Origin of the sequence: Propionivibrio limicola (assembly GCF_009469695.1) — a bacterium.
Lineage (GTDB): Bacteria > Pseudomonadota > Gammaproteobacteria > Burkholderiales > Rhodocyclaceae > Propionivibrio > Propionivibrio limicola.
The window spans coordinates 87,335-111,395 of sequence record NZ_SSSR01000005.1; the positions used below are offsets into that span (position 1 = coordinate 87,335).

The 24,061-nt window shown below is 62.0% G+C and carries 17 protein-coding genes and 1 riboswitch; of the genes, 10 read left to right on the plus strand and 7 right to left on the minus strand.

Going from position 1 to position 24,061, the window contains the following annotated elements:
• Nucleotides 1–5: 5 nt before the first annotated feature.
• From GH659_RS06285 to GH659_RS06300, 4 genes are read right to left on the minus strand one after another with little or no spacing between them, the layout of a single operon-like run.
• Nucleotides 6–2,081, minus strand: coding sequence for a ribonucleoside triphosphate reductase (locus tag GH659_RS06285; RefSeq protein ID WP_153110245.1), 2,076 nt, complete (start codon nucleotides 2,079–2,081; stop codon nucleotides 6–8).
• Nucleotides 2,081–2,356, minus strand: coding sequence for a hypothetical protein (locus GH659_RS06290; RefSeq protein ID WP_153110247.1), 276 nt, complete (start codon nucleotides 2,354–2,356; stop codon nucleotides 2,081–2,083). The genes GH659_RS06285 and GH659_RS06290 overlap by 1 nt, the downstream gene beginning before the upstream one ends.
• Nucleotides 2,353–3,294 carry a transposase gene (locus GH659_RS06295; protein ID WP_153110249.1) on the minus strand — a complete coding sequence of 314 codons (942 nt, stop codon included), beginning with the start codon at nucleotides 3,292–3,294 and terminating at the stop codon, nucleotides 2,353–2,355. The genes GH659_RS06290 and GH659_RS06295 overlap by 4 nt, the downstream gene beginning before the upstream one ends.
• Nucleotides 3,295–3,306: 12 nt before the next feature.
• On the minus strand, nucleotides 3,307–3,912 hold the full coding sequence (locus tag GH659_RS06300; RefSeq protein WP_153110251.1) for an SLC13 family permease: 606 nt from the start codon (nucleotides 3,910–3,912) through the stop codon (nucleotides 3,307–3,309).
• A gap of 235 nt (nucleotides 3,913–4,147) precedes the next feature.
• A riboswitch (cobalamin riboswitch) is annotated at nucleotides 4,148–4,366 on the minus strand.
• Nucleotides 4,367–4,598: 232 nt separating this feature from the next.
• On the opposite strand from GH659_RS06300, the gene GH659_RS06305 reads away from it, so the two are divergent.
• The 4 genes from GH659_RS06305 (at nucleotide 4,599) to cphA (ending at nucleotide 12,359) form a co-directional block, all read left to right on the plus strand.
• Nucleotides 4,599–6,920 carry a cyanophycin metabolism-associated ABC transporter gene (locus GH659_RS06305; protein WP_211364131.1) on the plus strand — a complete coding sequence of 774 codons (2,322 nt, stop codon included), beginning with the start codon at nucleotides 4,599–4,601 and terminating at the stop codon, nucleotides 6,918–6,920.
• The gene (locus tag GH659_RS06310) at nucleotides 6,917–7,387 is read left to right on the plus strand and encodes a cyanophycin metabolism-associated DUF1854 family protein (protein WP_153110253.1); all 471 of its coding nucleotides are present in this window, start codon (nucleotides 6,917–6,919) and stop codon (nucleotides 7,385–7,387) included. Before GH659_RS06305 ends, GH659_RS06310 begins: the two co-directional genes overlap by 4 nt.
• 123 nt (nucleotides 7,388–7,510) lie before the next feature.
• Nucleotides 7,511–9,676, plus strand: coding sequence for a cyanophycin synthetase (locus tag GH659_RS06315; protein ID WP_153110255.1), 2,166 nt, complete (start codon nucleotides 7,511–7,513; stop codon nucleotides 9,674–9,676).
• A gap of 76 nt (nucleotides 9,677–9,752) precedes the next feature.
• Entirely contained in the window at nucleotides 9,753–12,359 is a 2,607-nt protein-coding gene (gene cphA, locus GH659_RS06320) for a cyanophycin synthetase (RefSeq protein WP_153110257.1), read from the plus strand.
• A gap of 108 nt (nucleotides 12,360–12,467) precedes the next feature.
• On the opposite strand, the gene GH659_RS06325 is transcribed toward cphA, so the two are convergent.
• From GH659_RS06325 to GH659_RS06335, 3 genes are read right to left on the minus strand one after another with little or no spacing between them, the layout of a single operon-like run.
• On the minus strand, nucleotides 12,468–13,316 hold the full coding sequence (locus tag GH659_RS06325; RefSeq protein WP_170285835.1) for a hydrolase 1, exosortase A system-associated: 849 nt from the start codon (nucleotides 13,314–13,316) through the stop codon (nucleotides 12,468–12,470).
• Complete coding sequence (locus GH659_RS06330) at nucleotides 13,313–14,152, minus strand: hydrolase 2, exosortase A system-associated (protein WP_153110262.1); 840 nt, start codon at nucleotides 14,150–14,152, stop codon at nucleotides 13,313–13,315. Before GH659_RS06330 ends, GH659_RS06325 begins: the two co-directional genes overlap by 4 nt.
• Nucleotides 14,153–14,187: 35 nt before the next feature.
• Nucleotides 14,188–14,439 (minus strand): acyl carrier protein, encoded by a 252-nt coding sequence (locus GH659_RS06335; RefSeq protein ID WP_153110263.1) that lies wholly within the window; start codon nucleotides 14,437–14,439, stop codon nucleotides 14,188–14,190.
• Nucleotides 14,440–14,632: 193 nt separating this feature from the next.
• Between GH659_RS06335 and GH659_RS06340 the strand changes: the two genes are divergently transcribed.
• The 6 genes from GH659_RS06340 (at nucleotide 14,633) to GH659_RS06365 (ending at nucleotide 24,027) form a co-directional block, all read left to right on the plus strand.
• Nucleotides 14,633–16,228, plus strand: coding sequence for an acyl-CoA ligase (AMP-forming), exosortase A system-associated (locus GH659_RS06340; RefSeq protein WP_153110265.1), 1,596 nt, complete (start codon nucleotides 14,633–14,635; stop codon nucleotides 16,226–16,228).
• A 17-nt stretch (nucleotides 16,229–16,245) separates the two neighbouring features.
• Nucleotides 16,246–17,490, plus strand: coding sequence for a pyridoxal-dependent decarboxylase, exosortase A system-associated (locus GH659_RS06345; protein WP_425499981.1), 1,245 nt, complete (start codon nucleotides 16,246–16,248; stop codon nucleotides 17,488–17,490).
• 24 nt (nucleotides 17,491–17,514) lie between these two features.
• Nucleotides 17,515–18,741, plus strand: a complete 1,227-nt coding sequence (locus GH659_RS06350) for a DegT/DnrJ/EryC1/StrS family aminotransferase (RefSeq protein WP_153110267.1) — start codon at nucleotides 17,515–17,517, stop codon at nucleotides 18,739–18,741.
• The gene (locus tag GH659_RS06355; protein ID WP_153110269.1) at nucleotides 18,738–19,853 is read left to right on the plus strand and encodes a GNAT family N-acetyltransferase; all 1,116 of its coding nucleotides are present in this window, start codon (nucleotides 18,738–18,740) and stop codon (nucleotides 19,851–19,853) included. The genes GH659_RS06350 and GH659_RS06355 overlap by 4 nt, the downstream gene beginning before the upstream one ends.
• 159 nt (nucleotides 19,854–20,012) lie before the next feature.
• The gene (locus GH659_RS06360; RefSeq protein ID WP_153110270.1) at nucleotides 20,013–23,315 is read left to right on the plus strand and encodes a VanZ family protein; all 3,303 of its coding nucleotides are present in this window, start codon (nucleotides 20,013–20,015) and stop codon (nucleotides 23,313–23,315) included.
• A gap of 13 nt (nucleotides 23,316–23,328) precedes the next feature.
• Complete coding sequence (locus tag GH659_RS06365) at nucleotides 23,329–24,027, plus strand: tetratricopeptide repeat protein (protein ID WP_153110272.1); 699 nt, start codon at nucleotides 23,329–23,331, stop codon at nucleotides 24,025–24,027.
• Nucleotides 24,028–24,061: the final 34 nt, after the last annotated feature.

A 24,061-nucleotide genomic window follows, 5' to 3' on the forward strand; every position in this document is an offset into this window, starting at 1 on the left:
TTCATTCAAAAAGGGGAAACAAGTGCATCGTCGGACGTAGCGCCCGACTGTTGGTCAGCTTTCTTGCGCCGCGCCAGAATTTCCTCGTCGCAGCGCGGGCAGAACTCGTGCTCGCCGGCCAGATAACCGTGCTTCGGGCAGATCGAGAAAGTCGGCGTCACGGTGATGTACGGCAGGCGAAACTTCGACAAGGAGGTCTGTACCAGCTTGCGGCAGGCTTCCGGCGAGGAAATGCGTTCGCGCATGTACAGGTGCAGTACGGTGCCGCCGGTGTAGCGTGTCTGCAGCTCATCCTGCCGTTGCAGGGCTTCGAACGGGTCGTCGGTGAAGCCGACCGGCAGTTGCGTCGAATTGGTGTAGTACGGCGCTTCCGGTGTGCCGGCCTGCAGGATGTCGGGATAACGCTTTTTGTCCTCGCGCGCGAAGCGGTAGGTCGTGCCTTCGGCCGGGGTCGCTTCGAGGTTGTAGAGGTTGCCGGTCTGTTCCTGGTAGCCGCGCATGCGTTCGCGCAGGAAGTCGAGCAGGCGGATCGCCAGTGCGTGGCCGTCTGGCTGGCTGATGTCAGAGGCACCGTGCGTGAAGTTGCGCACCAGCTCGTTGACGCCGTTGATGCCGATCGTCGAGAAGTGGTTGCGCAGCGTGCCCAGGTAGCGCCTGGTGTAGGGGAAGAGGCCGTCGTCCATCAGGCGCTGCACGACCTTGCGCTTGATCTCCAGGCTGTCGCGCGCCATGTCGGCGAGGTGGCCGAGGCGCGACAGCAGGCCGGCTTCGTCGCCGGCAAAACGGTAGCCCAGCCGTGCGCAGTTGATCGTGACGACGCCGAGCGAGCCGGTCTGCTCGGCCGAGCCGAACAGGCCGTTGCCGCGCTTCAGCAACTCGCGCAGATCGAGCTGCAGGCGGCAGCACATCGAGCGCACGTGGTTCGGCTGCATGTCCGAATTCAGGAAATTCTGGAAGTACGGCAGGCCGTACTTGGCGGTCATGGCGAACAGCCGCTCGGCGTTTTCCGATTCCCACGGGAAGTCGGGCGTGATGTTGTAGGTCGGGATCGGGAAGGTGAACACCCGGCCGCGCCGGTCGCCGGCGCTCATCACCTCGATGAAGGCACGGTTGATCAGGTCCATCTCGGCCTGCAGCTCGCCATAGGCGAAGGGCATCTCGACGCCACCAATGACCGGCACCTGTTCGCGCAGGTCGGCCGGGCAGACCCAGTCGAAGGTGAGGTTGGTGAACGGCGTTTGCGTGCCCCAGCGCGACGGCACGTTGAGGTTGTAGATGAACTCCTGCATCCCTTGGCGCACGGCATCGTAGTTGAGCCCGTCGTTGCGCACGTAGGCGGCCAGGTAGGTGTCGAAGGAACTGAATGCCTGCGCGCCTGCCCATTCGTTCTGCAGCGTGCCGAGAAAATTGACCATCTGCCCGAGCGCGCTGGAAAAGTGCTTCGGCGGATCGGCCTCCGGCTTGCCGGCGACACCGTTGAAACCCTCGAACAGCAGGGTGCGCAGCGACCAGCCGGCGCAGTAGCCGGAGAGCATGTCGAGGTCGTGGATATGGAAATCGGCTTCGCGGTGCGCCTGCCCGATTTCCGGCGGATAAACGTGCGACAACCAGTAGTTGGCGATGACCTTGCCGGAGACGTTGAGAATCAGCCCGCCCAGCGAATAGCCCTGGTTGGCGTTGGCCTTGACGCGCCAGTCGGCACGGTCGACGTATTCGTTGATCGAGATTTCGACGTCGATCAGCGTCTTGCGCGTTTCACGCAGCCGGCGGTGCTGGTCGCGGTAGGTGACGTAGGCGCGGAAGGTGCGCAGGTGGTTGGCTTCGACCAGTACCTGCTCGACGACGTCCTGCACCTGTTCGACGGTCGGGTCGGACGATGCGAAGCGGTGGTGCAGGACTTTGAGCACGCGCTGCGTCAACAGGGCGGCTTCGTCCTCGTCAAACTCGCCGGAAGCCTGTCCGGCGCGGGTCAGCGCATCGGCAATACGGCGCGGCGCAAAGCTGGCGCGCTCGCCGTTGCGCTTGACGATGCCGCCGGGAAAGCGCGTTTTGGGTATGGCCGCAGCCTCAGGTAAGTGCATCAGAGTTGTCCTTCAATGGTTGGAGGCAGCGCAATCCAGAGGCTGGCCGCGATGACGCCGACGATGCCGGCCCAGATCAGCCAGCCTTGACAGGTGCGGGGATGGCCGATCAGTAGGGATTGACCGAACAGGCCGCGCCGGTTCAGGAAATTGCGCGAAAGCTCGCGCTGGCGAAACCAGCGTTCTTTTCGCTCCGGACCGATCAGTCTGACGATGACCTGCACGACTGCGATCCAGAGAAAAAACACGAGCAGTAGCCGGGAAATTGCTGTCACAGCCCTGTTCCTTCCCGATGTCGGCGAACAGTTCGTACGTGTGCCGGTCCACTTGCCGCGCTGGCCAGGGTGGTCGTCGAACACGGGTTGGCACGCGCGGTAGCGTAGGCGCCAAAAAGCGCTGTGGATCGTTCCTCCGGAAAAAACACAAGTTCGAGGCGACCGGCATGTTCGTGCAGCCATGACTGCACGCCTTGGTGCTGAAAAGCATCGAATCTATCGACGATCAGGACGATTTTTCGGGTGGCGTCATTGATCAGCGCGGTCATGAACTCGATCAGCCGATCTTCGCTAACCAGGCCCGGAAAGAGCATCCAGCGGCTTTTTCGCCGATTGCTTGTGGCCGACAACATGGTCAGTCGCGGTTGGTCTTCCGGACGCCCAGGGGCAGGATCGAGATGTGTCGAACGTCGGGCCCACAGGATTTGCGCCCCCTCTCCAACGGCCCTGAGCCGGACCGACGGGTACGACACTTCCAGCCAGCGTTGCAGCCAGCCGGGACGGGAATCCGTATCGTTGCTTTGAGCTTGAGGCGGGAGCAGTCCCCATCGCGCCAGATATTTCCCGGTGGAGCGCAGGATCGGCTGTCTGCCGCTTTCGCGGCGAATGAGTTGCGCCACAGCCTGCCTATCCCACAACGCTCCATCCAACCCAACTTGTTCGGGGCGTTGGCGACAAAGAAGGTGCTGGATGCGGGCCTCCTGCGCCTCGCTCAGGCGCCGTCCGCTTCCCGGTTTTCTGCCGCGCTCAGTCGGCTTCAGTGCGGCCATTCCGCCTTCCGCGAATAGTGTGAGGGCCGCTCGGACGCCGGGCCTGCTAAGCCCGGTCGCCGCAACGATCCGCATCATCGGCACGTCCTGAAGATGCAGCCGCACGGCCACCTTGCGTCGGGCGTGCAATTCCGCCAGCGTGGGTACCTCTCGCTTTCTGCTTGGCATGGCGTCGTCCTTTTATGGCTTGGGCAGGGAAAACGGCCAGACCAGCGGAATGACCGCGACCGAGACCAGCAGGCAGACGATGACCAGACCGCTGCCGACTTTCACGTAATCCATGAACTTGTAGCCGCCCGGGCCAAGCACAAGCGTGTTGGGCGGCGTGCCGACCAGTGTGATGATGCCGCCGAGCCCGGCGGCGAAGGCCATCGGCATCATCTGGCGTTTGGCGGAAATGCCGGATACGCCGCAAATGCCTGCAACCACAGGGATCAGGCAGGCGGTAGTCGCCGTGTTCGAAGTGACCGAGGAAAGCGCCGCCGCCGTTACCATGGTGCCGATCATCAGCGAGTTTTCGCCGGTGCCGGTGACCTTGACGACCGAGGCACCGATCTTTTGCGCCAGCCCGGTGTGAAACATGGCGGCGCCGATCACGAACATCGAGGCGAACAACACCACTGTGGAGTTCGAGAGTCCCGAGAAAATGTCATGTATCGGGATGATGCCGAGCACGCCGACGGCGATGGCGCCGGCCATGGCCGTCACCGCCAGAGGTACCAGTTCCGTGATGAAGAAGAAGGCCACGACGGCCAGCACGACGAGTGTCAGGAGGTCATGGCTCATTGCATTGCCCTCCTTGTGGCGTTGGCCGTCGGGAGGAGGCTGCAAAGGGTTAATTCGGGAAAATCATGGTTGTGCATCGGGTCGCTCCGTCGGAACGGGGAGCCGAATGGGCCGATGCCACGATGCGCGCGTCTGTGTCAGCCCGCAGGGCGAGCGTTGGCCCGAACCTGAAATGGGGTGCAGCAAGATGAATACGCATGATGAACCTCTCGTCCGGGACGCCCCGCCCCTGTTACGTGAAAAGAATGCTGAGGCAGGTCTCCTGGCTCTCGGGTCATCACGCTTTGCCCGCCTTCCCGGTGTTTTACCAGTGGCAAGATGGGGCAAAGATTCGCCGATTACAGTTGCGGGGGCAGCCCCGGATTTCGGGTCGAAGCAATCACAAAACGCGCTCGACCCGGCACCGGATTCCCTATTAATCCCTTTTGGGGAACCTTCAACGGCGCAAAGTATAGGAACGCACCGATGGCATTGTCAAACCTGAGCCGCAGCGCCGGAACATAACGCCTGGCGATTGCCGGGGCTTTGTCATCGCTTCGGCGACTGGCTCGTTAAGCGAGCACAAAAGCCAGGGACGCAAACCCTGCCATCGACGAAAAGCGGCGCGAAATCGAACCACGCAGAAGGGTATACTCGGCGCCCTCGCTGCACACTGCCGAAAACCGCCGCGTTATTACGGAAGCTCCATGACATCTCGAACCTCTACGCGAATTGCTGCCAGTTCCCATCCCGCAACGGCCGAAATCAAAGAGTCCCCCCTCCCCCTTCCCGAGATGTGGAAATCGCAGGTCGAAACACAGATGGATGACAACGAGAAAATCCTCGCTTGGCTGGAAATCGACCTCGATACCCAACTGCGCTTCACCAAAGGCGTTGTCGTACTGACCAGCAGGCACTTGCTCGCCAGGAGCGAAGAATCAGCAGACTGGCAAAGCCTCGAACTTCGTCCCGGCCTGAAGCTGACCCGCCGCGACCATGCCGGCGTCGGCAGCCTGGAGCTTTTCGATCAGGAGGGACGTCGAGCGCTGTGGCGCTATACGTTGCAGCTGGACGTTGCCGCCGGACGGCTGATCGATCGTTTCACACGTCAGCTCGAATTTCTCGCAACAGGTGCCCTGACACCACCGCCCGCACATGCCCTGTGCCCAAAGTGCGAAACCCCGCTGCTCGCCGGCCAGGATGAATGCCCGGTGTGCAGCAAGGAAGAACTGACGCCGCCTTCGACGTGGACGCTGTTCCGCCTGTGGCGCTTCGCCCGCCCGTACCGCTGGCAACTGCTGGCCGGCTTCCTGCTCTCGCTCGCCACCACGGCAGCGACGCTGGTAGCGCCCTACCTGACCATGCCGCTGATGGACAAGGTGCTGATCCCGTACCAGAACGGCAAGCCGATCGACACCGGCCTCGTCACGCTCTACCTCTCCGGCCTGCTTGGCGCGGCGCTGCTCGCCTGGGTGCTCGGCTGGGCGCGTACCTACATTCTGGCGCTGGTTTCCGAACGCATCGGCCGCGACCTGCGCACGACGACGTATGAGCACCTGCTCAAGCTTTCGCAGGAATACTTCGGCGGCAAGCGCACCGGCGACCTGATGGCACGGATCGGCTCGGAAACCGACCGCATCAACCTGTTCATTTCGCTGCACTTCCTCGACTTCGCCACCGACGTCCTGATGATCACGATGACGACGCTGATCCTCGTCTCGATCAACCCGTGGCTGGCGCTCGTCACGCTTTTACCGCTGCCGGTCATCGCTTTCCTGATCCACACCGTGCGCGAGAAGCTGCGCACCGGCTTCGAGCGCGTCGACCGTATCTGGGCCGAAGTCACCAACGTGCTCGCCGACACCATTCCCGGCATCCGCGTCGTTAAGGCCTTCGCGCAGGAAAGCCGCGAGGCCGCGCGCTTCCGCGCCGCCAACCAGCACAATCTGGAAGTCAACGACAAGGTCAACCGAGTGTGGTCGCTGTTCGGCCCGACCGTCACCCTGCTCACCGAGATCGGCCTGCTGATCATCTGGGCCTTCGGCATCTGGCAGATTTCTCGCAACGACATCTCGGTCGGTGTGCTGACCGCCTTCCTCGCCTACATCGGCCGTTTCTACACCCGCCTCGACTCGATGAGCCGCATCGTTTCGGTGACGCAAAAGGCCGCCGCCGGCGCCAAGCGCATCTTCGACATCCTCGACCATGTATCGAGCGTGCCGGAACCCGCCAATCCGGTGCATCTGCCGGCCGTCACCGGGCGCATCGAGCTGCGCAACGTTGGCTTCCGCTACGGCACGCGCAGCGTCACGCGCGACATCAGCCTGACCATCGAACCGGGCGAAATGGTCGGTCTCGTCGGCCACAGCGGTTCGGGCAAGAGCACGATGGTCAACCTGATCTGCCGCTTCTACGACGTTTCCGAAGGCGCGATCCTGATCGACGGCGTCGACATCCGTTCGGTGCCAGTCGCCGAATACCGCAAGCACATCGGCCTCGTGCTGCAGGAGCCGTTCCTGTTCTTCGGCACCATCGCCGAGAACATCGCCTACGGCAAGCCCGACGCGACGCGCGAGGAAATCGTCGCCGCCGCCCGCGCCGCGCACGCCCACGAGTTCATCCTGCGCCTGCCGCACGGCTACGATTCGCTGGTCGGCGAACGTGGCCAGGCGCTCTCCGGCGGCGAGCGCCAGCGCATCTCGATTGCCCGCGCCTTGCTGATCGACCCGAAGATCCTGATCCTCGACGAAGCCACCTCGTCGGTCGACACGACGACCGAGAAGGAAATCCAGAAGGCGCTCGACAACCTCGTGCGCGGGCGGACCACGATCGCCATCGCCCACCGCCTGTCGACGCTGCGCGAAGCCAACCGGCTGGTCGTGCTCGATCGCGGCAGCGTCGTCGAGGTCGGCAGCCACGATGAGCTGATGGCCAGGGAAGGTCATTACTACGAGCTTTATCAGGCACAGGCACGCAACGTCGACACCGAGAACGGCAGCGAAGGCAACGAGGAAGGAGAAGAAGAATGAGTCTGACGCCCGATTACCAACTGCAGCGCAATCCCTTCGGCAAACTGATCTTCACCGGCAGCGACGGCGAAGCGAAGGAGGCCGTCCCCGTGCGCGCCTTTCCGATCGGAGCACCGGATGAAGGCATCGCGCTCGTCGACCCGCATGGCCATGAACTGGCTTGGGTCGAACGGCTTTCCGAACTTCCCGCTCCTTTGCGCGAACTGATCGAAAGCGAACTGGCCAGCCGCGAGTTCATGCCCGCCATCGAACGGATCGTCGATGTGTCGAGCTTTGCCACGCCGAGCACGTGGACGGTCGCCACCAACCGCGGCGAGACGAAACTGATCCTAAAAGGCGAGGAGGACATCCGCCGCCTGCCCGGACCGGCCTTGCTGATCGCCGACAACAACGGCATCCAGTACCTGATCCGCGACCGTTACGGACTGGATACGCACAGCCGCAAGATTCTCGACCGTTTCCTCTAATAACCCCTGCGTGTCCGTGTCAGCCGAATGCCACGAACCGCGTTACTTGCAAACTTAGTCGCCGCATAATAACGAACCGTTTTTCCGATCATCCATCGACCGCTTCAGGCAACCATTGATCACATGAAAACAAAAGACATCAAGTTCCTCGACATCCGCCACCTGCGCGGCCCCAACATGTGGACCTACCGTCCCGTTCTCGAAGCGATCGTCGATATCGGTGATCTCGAAGACTGCCCGTCGAACACCATCCCCGGCTACTACGAGCGTCTGAAGGACATGCTGCCCTCGCTCTACGAACACCGCTGCAGCTATGAAGAGCCGGGCGGCTTTCTGCGTCGGGTGCAGGAAGGCACCTGGCCGGCGCACATCCTCGAACATGTGACGCTGGAACTGCAGAACCTGGCCGGGCTGCCGGGCGGATTCGGCAAGGCACGCGGCACCTCCGAGCGCGGCGTCTACAAGGTTGTCGTCCGCGCCTGGCAAGAACAGGTGACCCACGCCGCGCTGCACGAAGCCCGCGAGCTCATCATGGCGGCGATGGAAGACCGTCCGTTCGACGTCAAAGCCTCGGTCGAAAAACTCGCCGACATGGTCGACTCGCTCTGCCTTGGCCCCTCCACGGCCAGCATCGTGGACGCGGCCGATGACCGCAACATCCCGTGCATCCGGCTGCTGGAAACCGGCAATCTCGTCCAGCTCGCCTACGGCGCCGCCATGCGCCGCATCTGGACGGCGGAAACCGACCAGACCAGCGCCATCGCCGAGGGCATCTCGCGCGACAAGGACCTCACCAAAACGCTGCTGCAGAACTGCGGCGTGCCGGTGCCGGAAGGGCGTGAAGTCGACAGCCCGGAAGACGCCTGGGAAGCCGCCGAGGACATCGGCTTGCCGGTCTGCGTCAAACCGGTTGACGGCAACCACGGACGCGGGGTGTTCATCGACCTCAACACCCGTGAAGAAATCGAGATGGCGTACAAGATCGCCGTCGATGAAGGCAGCGGCGTGCTCGTCGAGCGTTCCATCCCGGGTTCCGAACACCGTCTGCTGATCATCGGCGGCAAGATGGTCGCCGCCAACCGTGGCGACGTCGTCAAGGTCACTGGCGACGGCAAGCATACGATCCGCGAACTCATCGACATCCAGATCAACTCCGACCCGCGCCGCGGCCCGAGCGAGAGCCATCCGCTTTCCAATATCCGCATCGACTCCGCCGCACGCATCGAACTGTCGCGCCAGAAACTCGACGCCGAATCGATCCCGGCCGAAGGCCGCGAGGTGCTGATCCAGCGCAATGCAAATCACGAATTCGACGTCACCGACGAGGTTCATCCGGAAACGGCCGCCCTCGCCTCGCTGGCGGCGCGCATCGTCGGCCTCGACATCGCCGGCATCGATCTCGTCGTCGAAGACATTTCGAAACCGCTCGCCGAGCAAGGCGGCGCCATCGTCGAAGTCAATGCCGGGCCGGGCCTGTTGATGCACCTGAAACCCGGCGTCGGCAAGCCACGCCCGGTCGGCAAGGCGATTGTCGAACACCTGTTCCCGAACAACGGCACCGGCCGCATTCCGCTGGTCGGCATCACCGGCAGCTACGGCAAGACCACCGTCGCACAAATCATCGCCCGCCTGCTCACCCTGTCCGGCAAACACACCGGCCTCGTGTGCAGCAAAGGCGTCTTTTTCGACCGCCGCCAGTCGGAAACCGGCGACTGCGCGCGCTGGGAACACATGAACCGCCTGTTGATGAACCGCGCCATCGAAGCGGCGGTTTTCGAGAACGGCAGCGACACCATCGTTGGCGAAGGGCTGGCTTACGACCGCTGCCAGATCGGCGTCGTCACCAATCTCGACGTGGCCCGCCATACGGGACGGCATTACATCGAAACGCCGGAACAGGTCTTCAACGCCCTGCGCACTCAGGTCGATCTGGTGCTCGACGACGGCGCCGCCATCCTGAATGCCAAGGAGCCGATGCTGGTCGACATGGCGCCGCTGTGCGACGGCGAAGTCATTTTCTTCGCCTACGATCCTGCGCTGCCGGTCATTACCGAACACCTCGAACAGGGCAAGCGCGCCGTCATCGTCCGCTACGGCCAGATCATGCTGGCCAGCCGTGAGGGCGAAGTCTCGCTCGCCAAGCTCAAGGACATTCCGCTCACCGAGGGCGGCAAGAACGTGGAGCAGACCGAAAACGTGCTGGCCGCCGTCGGCGCGACATGGGCGCTCGGCGTCTCGCCCGACGTCATGCGCACCGGCATCGAGACATTCTTCGTCGATCAGGAATAAGCGACAACAGGAAAAGCCCCCCGGAAGCCTCGCTTCCGGGCCAAAGACAACACACGAGAAACAAAGGACACCGTTCATGGACGTATCACGCATCCGGGCATTGCGCGGCCCCAACCTGTGGAGCCGCCACACGGCCATCGAGGCCATCGTTTCCTGCAGCGACGCCGAGCGCAACATCGACAACATCCCCGGTTTCGAAATGCGTCTGCGCGAACGTTTCCCGGAAATTGCGCTGCTGCAACCGGTTGGCCGCGACAAAATCGTCACCATGGCGCACGCACTCGAATTCGCCGCGCTCGGGCTGCAAGCCCAGGCCGGCTGCCCGGTCACGTTCAGCCGCACGACGCAAACGCTTGAAACCGGCGTTTATCAGGTTGTCGTCGAATACAGCGAGGAAGAAGTCGGCCGCCTGGCCTTTGAATTGGCCCAGGAACTCTGCATCGCCGCCGTCAATGACCAGCCGTTCGACCTCGCCGATGTGCTGCATCGCCTACGCGAACTTGATGAGGACGTCCGCCTCGGCCCGAGCACCGGGTCGATCGTCTACGCGGCCGTCGCCCGCAACATTCCCTACCGGCGCCTGACGCAAGGCAGCCTCGTCCAGTTCGGCTGGGGCAGCAAGCAGCGGCGCATCCAGGCCGCCGAAACGGACCGGACGAGCGCCGTCGCCGAATCGATCGCCCAGGACAAGGAACTCACCAAGCGTCTGTTGCAATCGGCCGGCGTGCCGGTGCCAAGCGGCCGGCCAGTCAAGGATGCCGAAGACGCCTGGGCCGCCGCCTGCGAAATCGGCATCGAGAAAGGTGTCGCCGTCGTCATCAAGCCGCAGGACGGCAACCAGGGCAAAGGCGTGGCCGTCAACCTGACGACCAGGGAGCAGGTGCTCGCCGCCTACGCCGTAGCCTACAAGATCAGCGACGATGTGCTGGTCGAGCGTTACATTTCCGGCCAGGATCACCGTTTCCTGATCGTCGGAGACAAACTGGTCGCCGCCGCCCGCCGCGAACCGCCGATGGTGCTCGGTGATGGCGTGCATACCGTCCGCGAACTGGTTGATCAGGTCAATGCCGACCCGCGCCGCGGCACCGGCCATGCGACCTCGCTGACCAAAATCCGCTTTGACGACATCGCCCTCGCCCGCCTGGCCGAGGATGGCCTGACCGCCGAATCGATTCCGGCCAAGGGTCAGCGCGTCATCCTGCGCAACAACGCCAACCTATCCACCGGCGGCACCGCCACCGACGTCACCGACGACGTTCACCCCGACTTTGCCGCCCGCGCCATCGCTGCGGCGCAGATGGTCGGCCTCGACATCGCCGGCGTCGATATTGTCTGCCAGAACGTGCTGCGCCCGCTCGAAGAACAGGGCGGCGGCATTGTCGAACTCAACGCCGCACCGGGCCTGCGCATGCATCTTCAGCCCTCGTTCGGCAAGGGCCGCGCCGTCGGCGAGGCAATCATCGGCAGCATGTTCGCCGATGGCAGCGATGCGCGCATCCCGCTCGTTGCCGTCGCCGGCACCAACGGCAAGACGACCACCGTGCGCCTGATCGCCAGCATCCTCTCTAGCCACGGTCTGCGCGTCGGCATGACCAGCACCGACGGCGTGTATATCGAGGGCAAGCGCATCGACACCGGCGACTGCAGCGGCCCGAAGAGCGCGCGCAATGTGCTGATGCATCCTGACGTCGACGCCGCCGTGCTCGAAACCGCCCGCGGCGGCGTGTTGCGCGAGGGACTGGGCTTCGACCGCTGCGATGTCGCCGTGGTCACCAACATCGGCAAGGGCGACCACCTCGGTCTGTCCTACATCAGCACCGTCGAAGACCTCTCGGTGGTCAAGCGCGTCATCGTGCAGAACGTCAAGTCTGATACCGGCGTCGCCGTGCTCAACGCCGCCGACCCGATGGTCGCCCGCATGGCCGACGCCTGCCCCGGCAAGGTCACCTTCTTCGCCCTCGACCGCAACCATCCGGTGATGGCCATGCATCGCGCCCAAGGCAAGCGCATCATTTATCTCGACGGCGACAGCATCGTCGCCTCGGAAGGCGGCTTCGAGCACCGCATCAAGCTCGCCGGCATTCCGGTGACGGCCAACGGCGCGGTCAGCTTCCAGATCGAGAACGCCATGGCCGCGACGGGCGCCGGCTGGGCGCTCGGTCTCGACTGGAAGATCGTCGAAGCCGGCCTCGGCAATTTCGTCAATGACGCCCAATCGGCCCCGGGGCGCTTCAACCTCTTCGACTACAAGGGCGCGACGCTGATCGCCGACTACGGCCACAACCCGGACGCGATTCAGGCGCTCGTCAGCGCCATCGACAACATGCCGGGCAAATCGGGCGCACGCCGCTCCGTGGTCATCAGCGGCGCCGGCGACCGGCGCGATCAGGACATCCGCGAGCAGACGCAGATTCTCGGCGATGCCTTCGATTCGGTCGTGCTGTATCAGGATCAGTGCCAACGCGGCCGCGCCGACGGCGAAGTACTGGCGCTCCTGCGCGAAGGTCTGCAGGACGCCAAGCGCACGGCCGACATCAAGGAAATCCGCGGCGAATTCCTGGCCATCGACACGGCCTTGGCCGAACTCAAGGCCGGCGACGTGTGCCTGATCCTCGTCGATCAGGTGGAGGAAGCGCTCGATCACATTGCCAAGCGCATTGCCGAGGTTGAAAAAGCGTCCTAGGAAAAGCAAGAATCGTCATTCCGGCGAACGCCGGAATCCAGAAAAATCAACGAGCTGGACACCGGCTTTCGCCGGTGTGACGAATAAATCAGCGCAACGCGATTTTCTTTACAGCCGGGAAAGCCAAGCCAGGGTCGCGTCTTCGACTGCCGTCCGCCACGCGGCCGACGAGAAAGTATGGTCAGCTCCAGCGATATCGATACGACTGACCTTCGACGCCGACAGGTTGCCCTCCCATTCGCGGCTCGTGGCGACGAATTCGAGAAATTCCCGCGCCGTGTAATCCTCGCCGCTCAGGACGAGCAGAATTTTTCCCGGAAAATCGCGCCATCCCAGCCCCATCCGCTCCCGGAACGACTGCATCCCGGCGCCGCGTTGCCGATGCGCCAGCCGGGCGTTCCCGAGGAACTCGCGCAATGATTCCAGCAACTGCAGCCTCCCGCGAAGCAGCTTGAGCCAGAACTCGCGCTGCAACAAACGGCGGCCGTAGTAGTGCTTGATATGCGTCTGGGCCAAGCCCACCTCGGAACGCACCCACGGATTCAGCAACACGACCCCGGCCACGCGCGGATCGGGGCGCTCATGGACGTACAACAAGGTGGCCGACGCCGCATCGCACAGCCCCCACAAGACGACGCGCCGGAGTTCGGGGCACGCCCCCAGCAGGGCATCGATGGCCGCCCCCACGTCATCGCCCACAGTCTCGAAACTGCGAGTCTCGCCTGAACTATCGCCCATGCCCCGATAATCGAAGCGCAGCGACGCATAACCCGCGTCGGCCAGCCGGCGCGCCAACAGCACGAACTGCCGATGGCTCCCGGCGCGATACTGCGGACCGCCGACGACGATAACCACGCCGCAATCGGCCATTTGCTCGGGCTTGGCGACGATGCCCAGCAGCGACTCGTCGGCAACCTGAAAAACGAGCGGAATTTCGTCGTAAGTCTTGGCGCTCATGGCTGCTTCGCCGATTTCATGGCACGCAAACTGGCGTCGATCAGCGCTGGACATTCGGCAATCTCGACGGTTTGCCAGAAGGCCGGGCCGGCAACCGCGCTACCACGCACACAGCTTCCCGCCGCCCGCCATTGATCGATTTTCGCCTTCGCCACCGGCGACAAGATGCCGTCCATACGGCCCGACAGTTCGAGCCATTCGACCCGCCCCGCCGCAGGCGGAGCCGCCAATTCAGCCATCTCCAGCCCTTCGGCGAGCGCCGGCGACAGCAGATACCCGCCGATTTCCACCGGACAACCTTGCGCCAACTGCTCACGCAAGCGGGCCATCGCCCCCTTGCTTTCCCCAGCGAGCGCCTCCCCTGCCACTTTCAGACGCAGGAACTGCTGCAGGAACTGCTTGCCGGAAACCACCGGTTGCCAGAGCAGCAAATTGCACGGACGACTTCGCCGCGCCGCCGCCTGCGCCGCCAGCAGGCAACCGGTGCGCAGGCCCCACAACCAGAAGTCGACGCTCTCATCTTTCCGGCGTGCCTGCAGCCAGTCACAGGCCAACTCGACATCGGCCAGCCAATGCGTCCACGTCGCTTCGCCAAAGTCGCCGGCGCTGTCTCCGCAGCCGAACAGGTCGATCTGCAACACCGCATAGCCGGACTTCGCCATCGCCCGCGCCTGCAAGGCCGCCATGCGCCGCGCCTTGTTCATCTCTTCAGCGAAAGGATGAATGTAGACGACGGCGCCGCGTGGGCTCATGCCTGCGGCCGGCGGGTAATACAGGCAGAAACGCCGGCCCGAGGGCCCCGCGCCGGGTGTCAGATAGAAAGCCTCAACCGTCATGAGCGGTCCCCCAATGCCGCACCGATGGCGTTCCGCTAACCCGCCATTTTCTGCTGCACGAAACCGACCAGCGTCCCCACCGAGGCGAACACGCTGCCGTCGATTTCGTCATCTTCAACGGCGAATCCGAAGCGATCCTCCAGCGTCGTGATCAGCGACACCACGGCCATCGAATCGAGTTCCGGTATCGCTCCGAGCAACGGCGTTTCCAGCGAAAAACCGGCGGACCGCCCTTTCAGGCTCAACACTTCGTCGAGAATCGACAACACCTCGCGCATGCAATCCATATGCCCTCCCTATTCGTCTCTCCAAACTGCAAAACAGAAAGCCTCCCTTTGACTATATATACTGAAAAACAGGCACCTGCCGTGGAATCGCGCACAGACGCTCCCCGCAAGCATTGGCGGGAACATTTTCACGGCAACGCGAGGTCTATTGTCTAGAATGACCATTAAAGACTGTGGCTTGCGAGGTTCGGACATGAACGATTCCTATCTGCTCCCCGATCTGGTCTCCCGCTCGGCTCTGAGCAGTCCCACCGCCACGGCCCTGACCTACGGCCCGGAATCCCTCACCTACGCCAGTCTGCAGCAATCCGTTGCCGGATTTGTCGGCGGCGTGCTTGACCTCGGCCTGCAACGCGGGGAGCGCGTCGCCATCTATCTGGAAAAACGCTTCGAAACGGTCATCGCCAGCTTCGGCGCGACGGCAGCCGGTTGCGTCTTCGTGCCGCTCAATCCGCTGCTGAAAGCCGAACAGGTCACCTACATCCTGCGTGACTGCAATGTGCGCGTGCTGATTACCTCGAACGAGCGTCTGCCACCGCTGACGGAGTCGCTGGCAAGCTGCCACGACTTGCGCCACATCGTCCTGACCAACGCCGAACAGCTACCGCCCTGCGGCGGCCCGGTCGCCTACCTGCGCTGGGATGAACTGCTACAGACGCCGCCCCGCGCCGGGCACCGCGTCATCGACACCGACATGGCGGCGATCCTCTACACCTCGGGCAGCACCGGCAAGCCGAAAGGCGTCGTCCTCTCGCACCGCAACATGGTCGCCGGCGCCAAGAGCGTGGCGAGCTACCTCGAAAACACGCCCGACGACACTCTGCTCGCCGCCCTGCCGCTCTCGTTTGATGCCGGCTTCAGCCAGCTCACGACGGCATTTCACGTCGGCGCCCGCGTCGTCCTGCTCAACTACCTGCTGCCGCGCGACGTGTTGAAGGCGCTGGAGAGAGAAAAAGTGACCGGCCTTACCGCCGTGCCGCCGCTCTACATTCAGCTGGCGCAGCTCGACTGGCCGGCCAGCATCACCGAACATCTGCGCTACTTCGCCAACACCGGCGGCCGCATGCCGCGCGAGACGCTTGAGGCATTGCGGCGGCGTCTGCCGAAAACGAAACCGTTCCTGATGTACGGCCTGACCGAAGCGTTCCGCTCGACTTTCCTGCCGCCGGGCGAAGTCGACAAGCGGCCCGATTCGATCGGCAAGGCAATCCCCAACGCCGAAATACTCGTCCTGCGCGAGGACGGCTCGCCCTGCGCGCCGAACGAACCCGGCGAACTCGTGCATCGCGGCGCGCTGGTCGGCCTGGGCTACTGGAACGATCCGGAGAAAACGGCCGAGCGCTACAAGCCGCTGCCGGCCAATACACCGGGCCGCGAGCCCGGGCTGGTCATTCCCGAACTCGCGGTCTTCTCGGGCGACACCGTGCGCATGGACGAGGAAGGCTTCATCTACTTCATCGGCCGGCGCGACGAGATGATCAAGACCTCCGGCTACCGCGTCAGCCCGACCGAAGTCGAGGAGATTCTCTACGCCACCAAGATGGTCGGCGAATGCGTCGCCTTCGGCGTCGATCATCCCGCGCTCGGGCAAGCGATCCAGGTCATCGCCACGCCACCCGCCGGCGGCATGCTCGACCCGGTCGCGCTGCTCGCCGAATGCCGCCAGCGCATGCCGGCCTACATGGTGCCGGCCGGCATCGACGCGCAGAACGGACCGTTGCCACGCAATCCGAACGGCAAGATCGACCGGAAAACGCTCTCCACCGAGTGGGTCGAGAAAAACATGTGAGCGCCGTGGATACGACCATGAATGCCAATCCAAACCCCCGCCCCACGCACGCGCCGATGGAATACTTCCCGGTTCGCCACGGCGAATTGACCGTTGGCGGCCTGCCGCTCTCCCGGCTTGCCGCGCGCGTCGGACAAACGCCGTTTTACGCCTACGACCGGCATCTGATCGCCCAGCGTGTCGCCGAACTGCGCGCCGCGCTGCCCGCCTCGATCAAGCTGCACTATGCGATGAAGGCCAACCCGATGCCGGCGCTGGTCTGTCACCTGGCCGGACGGGTCGACGGACTCGACGTCGCCTCGGCCGGCGAATTGAAGGTCGCCCTCGATGCTGGCGCCAAAGCGCACGAAATCAGCTTCGCCGGCCCGGGCAAAAGGCGCGCCGAGCTTGAGTGTGCCGTCGCGGCGGGAATCCTGATCAACGTCGAATCGTTCCGCGAAGTATCCGAACTCGCCGACATCGGCGAACGAACCGACGACCGGGCGCGCGTCGCCGTGCGCGTCAATCCCGATTTCGAGCTGAAAGGTTCGGGCATGAAAATGGGCGGCGGTCCGAAACAGTTCGGCGTCGATGCCGAGCAGGTGCCGGCACTGCTGGCTGCCATCGGCAAAGCCAATCTCGACTTTGAAGGCTTCCACCTGTTCGCCGGCGCGCAGAATCTGAAAGCCGAAGCCATCATCGAGGCCCAGTGCAAAAGCTACGAACTGGCGCGGCAGATTGCCGAATCGGCACCCGCGCCGGTGCGAACCCTCAACCTCGGTGGTGGCTTCGGCATCCCCTACTTTCCCGGCGAACAACGGCTCGACCTGGCACCGATCGGCGCCAACCTCGCCGAGTTGGCAGAACGCGCTACCGCCGATTTCCCGGGCGCCCAACTCGTCATCGAACTGGGCCGCTACCTCGTCGGCGAGGCCGGCCTCTACGTCACGCGCGTCATCGACAAGAAAGTATCGCGCGGCCAGATTTTCCTCGTTGTTGACGGCGGACTGCATCACCATCTGGCGGCTTCCGGCAATTTCGGACAGGTTATCCGCAAGAATTACCCGGTTGCGATCGGGAACCGGATGGATCGTGTAACGCACGAGACGGTATCGATCGTCGGCCCGCTCTGCACGCCGCTCGACCTGCTGGCCGAAAAGATGGAACTCCCCGCTGCCGACGTCGGCGACATCGTGGTCATCTACCAATCGGGCGCTTATGGTTTTACCGCGAGCCCACAAGCGTTTTTGGGGCATCCGCCGTGCGTCGAGGTGCTGGCATGAAGCAATCCATCCGAGTGAAGCGCTGTGGAACTTGCTCGTTTTGATCCGGCGCCTTGTGGTTTTCCCCGCCCCGGAATTCCGCCCCTGCCGCATCGGCTGGAATGGACAACAGCATGGGATGGTCTTGCAAGAATTTTTCACGCTTTTCAACAAACGAAATCGCCCCACTTTCGGCATTTTTCACGCGGACGATACGCGTTGGGCGAGGCGTACCGACTGGCCGGGCTGAGTCCGGGCAGCACGCTGCTCGCTCCCGCCTACCACTGCATGACGATGCTCGATTCGGCGCTGCATCTTGGTGCCGACATCAGCTTTTATCCATTAACAACGGATCTTTCGCCCGATATCGGCCGACTGGAAGCAGTTTTCCAGGCTTCACAAAAACCGGTAAGAGCCTTGCTGGCTACCCATTTTTTTGGTTTCGCCAAAGACTTATCGAACCTGCAAACGTGGTGCGACGAGAACGATATCGTCCTGATCGAAGACTGTTCGCACGTTTTATTCACCCCGTTCTTTCAGGCGCCCGGTACCGGTGTTTATGGAAAATTCGTCGTCGCCAGCCCCTACAAATTTTTCCCCTGCGAGGATGGGGGGCTCTTATACGCGCCCGAAAGTCGCGATCTCGACGGGGTGGAGACAACACCCACAGGGGTCGGGGATGAACTGCGAGGCGTCAAGCACGCTATCGAACATAGCTGGACAAGCCAAAGAATTCCCGGCGGCAATCGGGACAGACCCAAGCGAATCGACGAGAAACTCGCCGCCCTCGCCACAGCGCCGATGATTACGGGGCACGAAACCATCAATCGCTACGCGCAAACGTCACCGTATTTCTCCGCCTCTGCCTGCCGGACCGCTTCGTTGAAAGTCTCGCAGCTGATCGTCAAGCTCACGCCCGTTGCCGCGCTTACAGCGGCTCGTCAAGCGAATTACCGTCGATGGTCGATGGCCGTCGGGGATCTGCCGCATTGCCGGGCGCTCTTTTCCGTACTCCCGGAAAACACGACCCCTTACATGTTCCCGCTCCTGATCGCGCATCCGGAGCCGCATTTTTACTGGCTGAAGCAGCTCGGATTCCCAGTATGGCGCTGGGATGAAATGGCCGTTTCCAGTTGTGCCGTCGCTGCAAAATATCGCGCCCGGCTTCTTCACCTCCCGTGTCATCAATCCTTGAGCGATGCGCAGATGGACTGGATGGTCGCTGTCCTGAGTAGGACATTGCGCCAATCCCCCGCAGGTAGCCATCCATGAAGCCCTCCATCGACATGTCGGCCGAAAAAATCCTGACTTATCCGGATGTCGATTCGATCATCGGGGCTGGATACGATCTGCGCGCATTTACCCCGCGAGAGAGCATCGAGACCTCGCTCGACTGGTTCGATCTGCTGCAAAAAAACGTTTTCCCGGCCGATGCCGGCGTGCGTTATTACTTGGCGATCCGCAATGGCGAAGTGAAGGCTCTTTTACCGGTAAAGCACGCGCAGAACGGCTTCATCGCCTCGGTCGACGCACTGGCCAATTACTACACGTCGCTTTACACCCCACTCGTGGCCCAAACCATCGACGCGGCCTCAAATCAGTCAATCCATGCCCTGATCGAAGCCGCCGCCAACGATAGAGAAATCCGGACGGCCCCATCGGTCATGCGTTTTGCGCCGATGGATATCGATTCACCGGCCTATGCTGCACTCTTTGAAGCATTGCAGGCGATTGGCTGGAAACCGTTCAGATTTCTCTGTTTCGGCAACTGGTTTCTTGAAGTGGATAGCGACTGGGAGGGCTATCTAAAAAAACGGAGCGCCCACCTGCGCAGCACTATCAAACGCATGAACAAAAAGTTCTTTGCTGATGGAGGGAACTTCGAAATCGCCAGCGACATGACGGACATTGAAAACAAAATCCGTGCCTTTCAGCAGGTGTACTCGGCCAGCTGGAAAATCCCCGAGCCCTATCCCGAATTCATTCCGGCGCTGATTCGCCGTCTCGCGGGACTCGGCATGCTCCGCCTGGGAATTGCCAGCATCAAGGGGGTAGCGATCGCCGCTCAACTCTGGATCGCAGGCGATGGCAAGGCATCCATCTACAAAGTTGCCTATCATGAAAACTACGCGCCGTACTCTCCTGGAACGATTTTGACCAGCCACGTTTTGCAACACGTAATCGAACAGGACGGGGTCAGGGAAGTCGATTTTTTGATGGGTGACGACAAATACAAACAAATATGGATGAGCCACCGCCGTGAACGCTGGGGAATCGTCGCTTACAACCCTCGCACTTTTGTCGGTCTGGCGCTGTTCCTGAAAGAAAGCGCATGGCGTGAAATCAAGGAGGCCAAAAACACAATCGCTAAACTCATCGGATAGACCATTTGGGGCATTCGATCTACGCGACCAATGCGTTCTTTGCTGGAAAGGGAAATCATGACTTTCATCGCGGAGTTAATGGGAAAAATCAGCAAAGCAGAGACAAGACGCTCTGATAATCGGCCTTTGCTGAATGGATGTCTGCGCTAGGTGGCGACCATGCCGTTCATCCCATCTTCCCGTTCCGCGCTCCTTGCCTTCTGGCTCGGCTACGTCGCCTTCATTATCTACGGGAGCTTCATTCCCTTCAATTTCCGGCCGCTACCGCTTGATGGCGCGTGGGCAATGTTCGAGCAGACGCCGATGCTCAAGCTCGGTATCGAGTCCCGCGCGGACTGGATCGCCAATGGCGTGTTGTATGCACCCGTCGGGTTTCTTACGGCCTGGCTATTCGCCTCGCCATTGGAAAATGGACGCGAAGGTTTTGTCGTGGCGTTCCATCCTGGCCGCGTGTTGCTTGCGGGCCTCTTCTGCATCGGTTTGGCGTTGGGCGTCGAATTCACGCAACTGTTCTTCCCGCCGCGCACGGTCTCGCTCAACGATCTTCTCGCCGAAGCCATCGGCAGCGGCATCGGGCTGATCGCGGCGTCGCTGAGTCCCGCGTGGATTGGAAAGTTTCTTCATGCGCACCGTTTCGACCCCGAGCGAATTTTCTGGCATCTGGTCGAGGCATTCCTCGTCGCCTATGTCGCCTTCAGCCTCTTTCCTTACGACGTTCTCGTTTCGCTAGACGAACTGACCCAAAAGGCAAAAGGAACCACTTGGGGAGTGTGGCTGGCCGGAGAAGCGCCGCTCGACCTCCAAAGCTACTTCAAACTTTGTGCCGAGGTGGTGCTAACCCTGCCCTTCGGGATTTACATTGGCCATCGGTTGGCAAGGGGCCATGAGGAATCAAAACAACCTGACGGAATCCGTCATTCCGGCTTCCGGCGGAATGACGTGGCTTCGCTGGCGCAGGCAGCCGTTTGGGGCGCACTGCTAGGCATCGCGCTTGAACTAACTCAGTTCTTTATTGCCACAGGCGTCACCCAGGGAATGTCGGTCCTCACACGGATGATTGGAACCGCCGCAGGACTCGCCCTGTGGCAACGACGTAGCGTCTTTACCCCTGACCGGCTGGCGCTCACACTTCGGCGCCATGCACTTCCGCTGACGGTCCTCTACATTGCCGCGCTGCTCCTGGCCAACGGCTGGTTCTCCTACCGCTGGCGCGGGATCGAATTTGCCGCCGCGCAACTGACTGATTTGAGGTTCCTGCCGTTCTACTACCACTACTACACCACCGAGGCCCGCGCTCTTTTCAGTCTCGCCAGCGTGATCCTCATGTATTTGCCGGTCGGAATCCTGACGTGGGCCAATCGCCGCACGCCGGTTTTCGCGCTTTGGCTGTCCGTCTTGCTGGCCGGCATCGTCGAGACGGGAAAGCTTTTTCTGCAAGGAACCCACCCAGACCCAACCAACATTCCGGTCGCAGGGGTTTTCGCCTGGCTTGCTGTACTCGGTGCTGACAAGCTATCCAATGCCGCCAATCCCCCACCAACGCCCAACGTCGTTAGCGAAAACTCAGCTCCACCATCAGGGCACCAACCGGGCGGCAAAGCCTCTGGAAACAAATTGGCGTATTTTGGCATGCTGGCGATCCTGACGTTTTGCGCCTATCGCGCCGCGACTTTTCCAGTGGCGCCAGTCATCATTTCGCTGATCTTGGCGGCCAGCGCGTTTACCGTCTGGCATCGTCCGGCCATCGCATTCTTGCTTATTCCCCTAGCGCTGCCGGTTTTCGATCTCGCCCCGTGGAGCGGGCGATTCTATTTCGACGAGTTCGACTTCCTCGTCCTGACTTGTCTGGCCGTCGGCTATGCCCGCGTAGCGCCCCCGCCAAAAAACACCCGGCGCGACCCCATGCTGGTCGTTTGCCTGACGCTCGGCGGCCTCAGCTTGATCCTCTCGACCGCCATCGCGCTTTTCCCCTGGCCAGCTTCCAACGAGAACGCGTTCGTCAGCTACTTCAGTCCATTCAATGCCTTGCGTATCGTCAAGGGGGCGTTGTGGGCTTTTCTCGGCTTTGGACTGATACGGCGTCTGCAGGCCGATGGGCAGGATGTCATGCGCCCGTGGGCGTTAGGGATGACCGGAGGACTGGCGCTGACCGTCGCGGTCGTCATCTGGGAACGCCTGACCTTTGCCGGACTGTTCGATTTTGCCTCCGACTATCGCGTGACCGGCCCGTTCTCGGCGATGCACGTCGGCGGGGCCTACGTCGAGGGATTCATTGTCGTCGCCACGCCGTTCCTGTTGCTGTTGATCATGCAAACGACGAGCCGCATCAACCGCCTTCTTGGGTTCTTCCTCCTTCTCGCCACCGCTTACGCCTTGATGGTCACCTACTCGCGAGGCGGTTATGCCGCCTTCGCCGTCGCGCTGGCCGTTTTCCTGTGTTTCGCCACGATTCGCTCCGGACAACCGCGGCGCGGAATACTGGCCGTCGCGGTGAGCACGATCGTACTGACCGTTGCCATTCCGGTCTTGAACGGTGAATTTGCCCGGCAGCGTCTGGCCAGCGTAGGCCACGACTTCGGGATACGCAAAGCGCACTGGGTAGACGCTCTGGCCATTCGCTCGTCCGACTGGCGCACGACCTTGTTCGGCATGGGGATCGGACGTTTTCCGGGAAACCACTATCTATTCAGCCGTGAGCAAAACCGGACCGGCACCTACCGTCTGCAAACAGAAAACGGCAACACTTTCCTGCGCCTCGCTGGCGGCTCGGCGCTCTACGTCGAACAGGTCGTTGCCGTCGATCCGCAGCAGAGCTATCGATTGAAAATGGACGTGCGCGGGGAGCCACCGCCGGAGAAAATAACCGTTTCGTTGTGCGAAAAATGGATGCTCACTTCGTTCCGCTGCGTCTGGAAAACGCTTGCCATTCCTCAGAACGGAAATGACTGGAACGACCTGCAGACAAACATCGCGACCGGTATCCTCGGCACCGCCCCGTGGTACGCCGCAAGGCCGGTCAAGCTCACCCTGCACACGCCGCCCAGTCCTGCCAGCCATTACGACATCGACAACATCCGGCTGGAGACGAATCAGGGCGAGAATCTGCTACGCAACGGCAACTTCGCGACAACTCTCGACCGCTGGTTCTTCACCGTAGACGACCACCTGCCCTGGCACACAAAAAACCTGCCCCTCGCGATATTTTTCGACCTCGGCTGGTTCGGACTGGCGGCGCTGGGCGGCTTTGCGTTGCTCGCCATTGCGCGTGCGGCCAACCGCGCCTGGCAAGGTGATTTGCCAGCGACAGCAGCCTTGTCTGCTTTTACCGCCTTCCTCGTCGTCGGCCTATTCGACACGCTGGTCGATGCACCGCGCTTTCTCTTCCTGTTCATCCTGCTCGGCATGCTTTGCGGAAAATCAACGCATAGCGCCGGAGGCAATATTCATGGCATCGTGACGTAAAGGAGCCCAAACCATGTGCACCCGCAAACCGGAAAACCGTTCATCCCCCCGCTTGGCGCTTCCTTTCCTACTGACCTTCATGCTTGCGACGATAACGCCAATCGCGATGGCAAAGCCCCAAAACGTAACTGAAGCCGAATTGCAGCTGCTACCGCGTTATTGCCGCGACACGCAGTGGTTCCCCGAACGTTACGCACAGCAGCGCAATTACTGGGTCAGTCGAATGGGGCCCACGTTCTCCCATATGCACCACTATTGCTGGGGCCTCACCAACCTGAACCGCGCACGCAGGGCAGACGTGCGGCTGGGAAAACGCATGGGCAGCCTGAATGACATATTGAACGACTTCCACTACGTCACGAACCAGGCGCCGCCCGACTTCGTCCTTCTGCCCGAAATCTACACAAGGATAGGAGAAGTCCAGCTCTTGCTCCGTGCTCCGAACAGGGCAAACGAAGCCTTTGCCCGGGCCCGCAATCTCAAGCCGGACTACTGGCCGGCGTATTCGCAATGGGCCGAGTATCTGATGCAAATAGGCAAGCGTCCTGAAGCGCTGAAAATCGTCACATCCGGTCTGAAGCATTCCCCGGAATCCAAGGTGCTACGCGAGCAATACAGGATTCTTGGCGGCAAGCCTGGATCATCGACGGTCTCCGAAAACCCCGCCGAGAACGCCGACGCAGATTCCAGTCCGAAGGCGCCCCCCGACTGATTTTCTCCGGTGCCCGGTTCACGACAAAACGCAG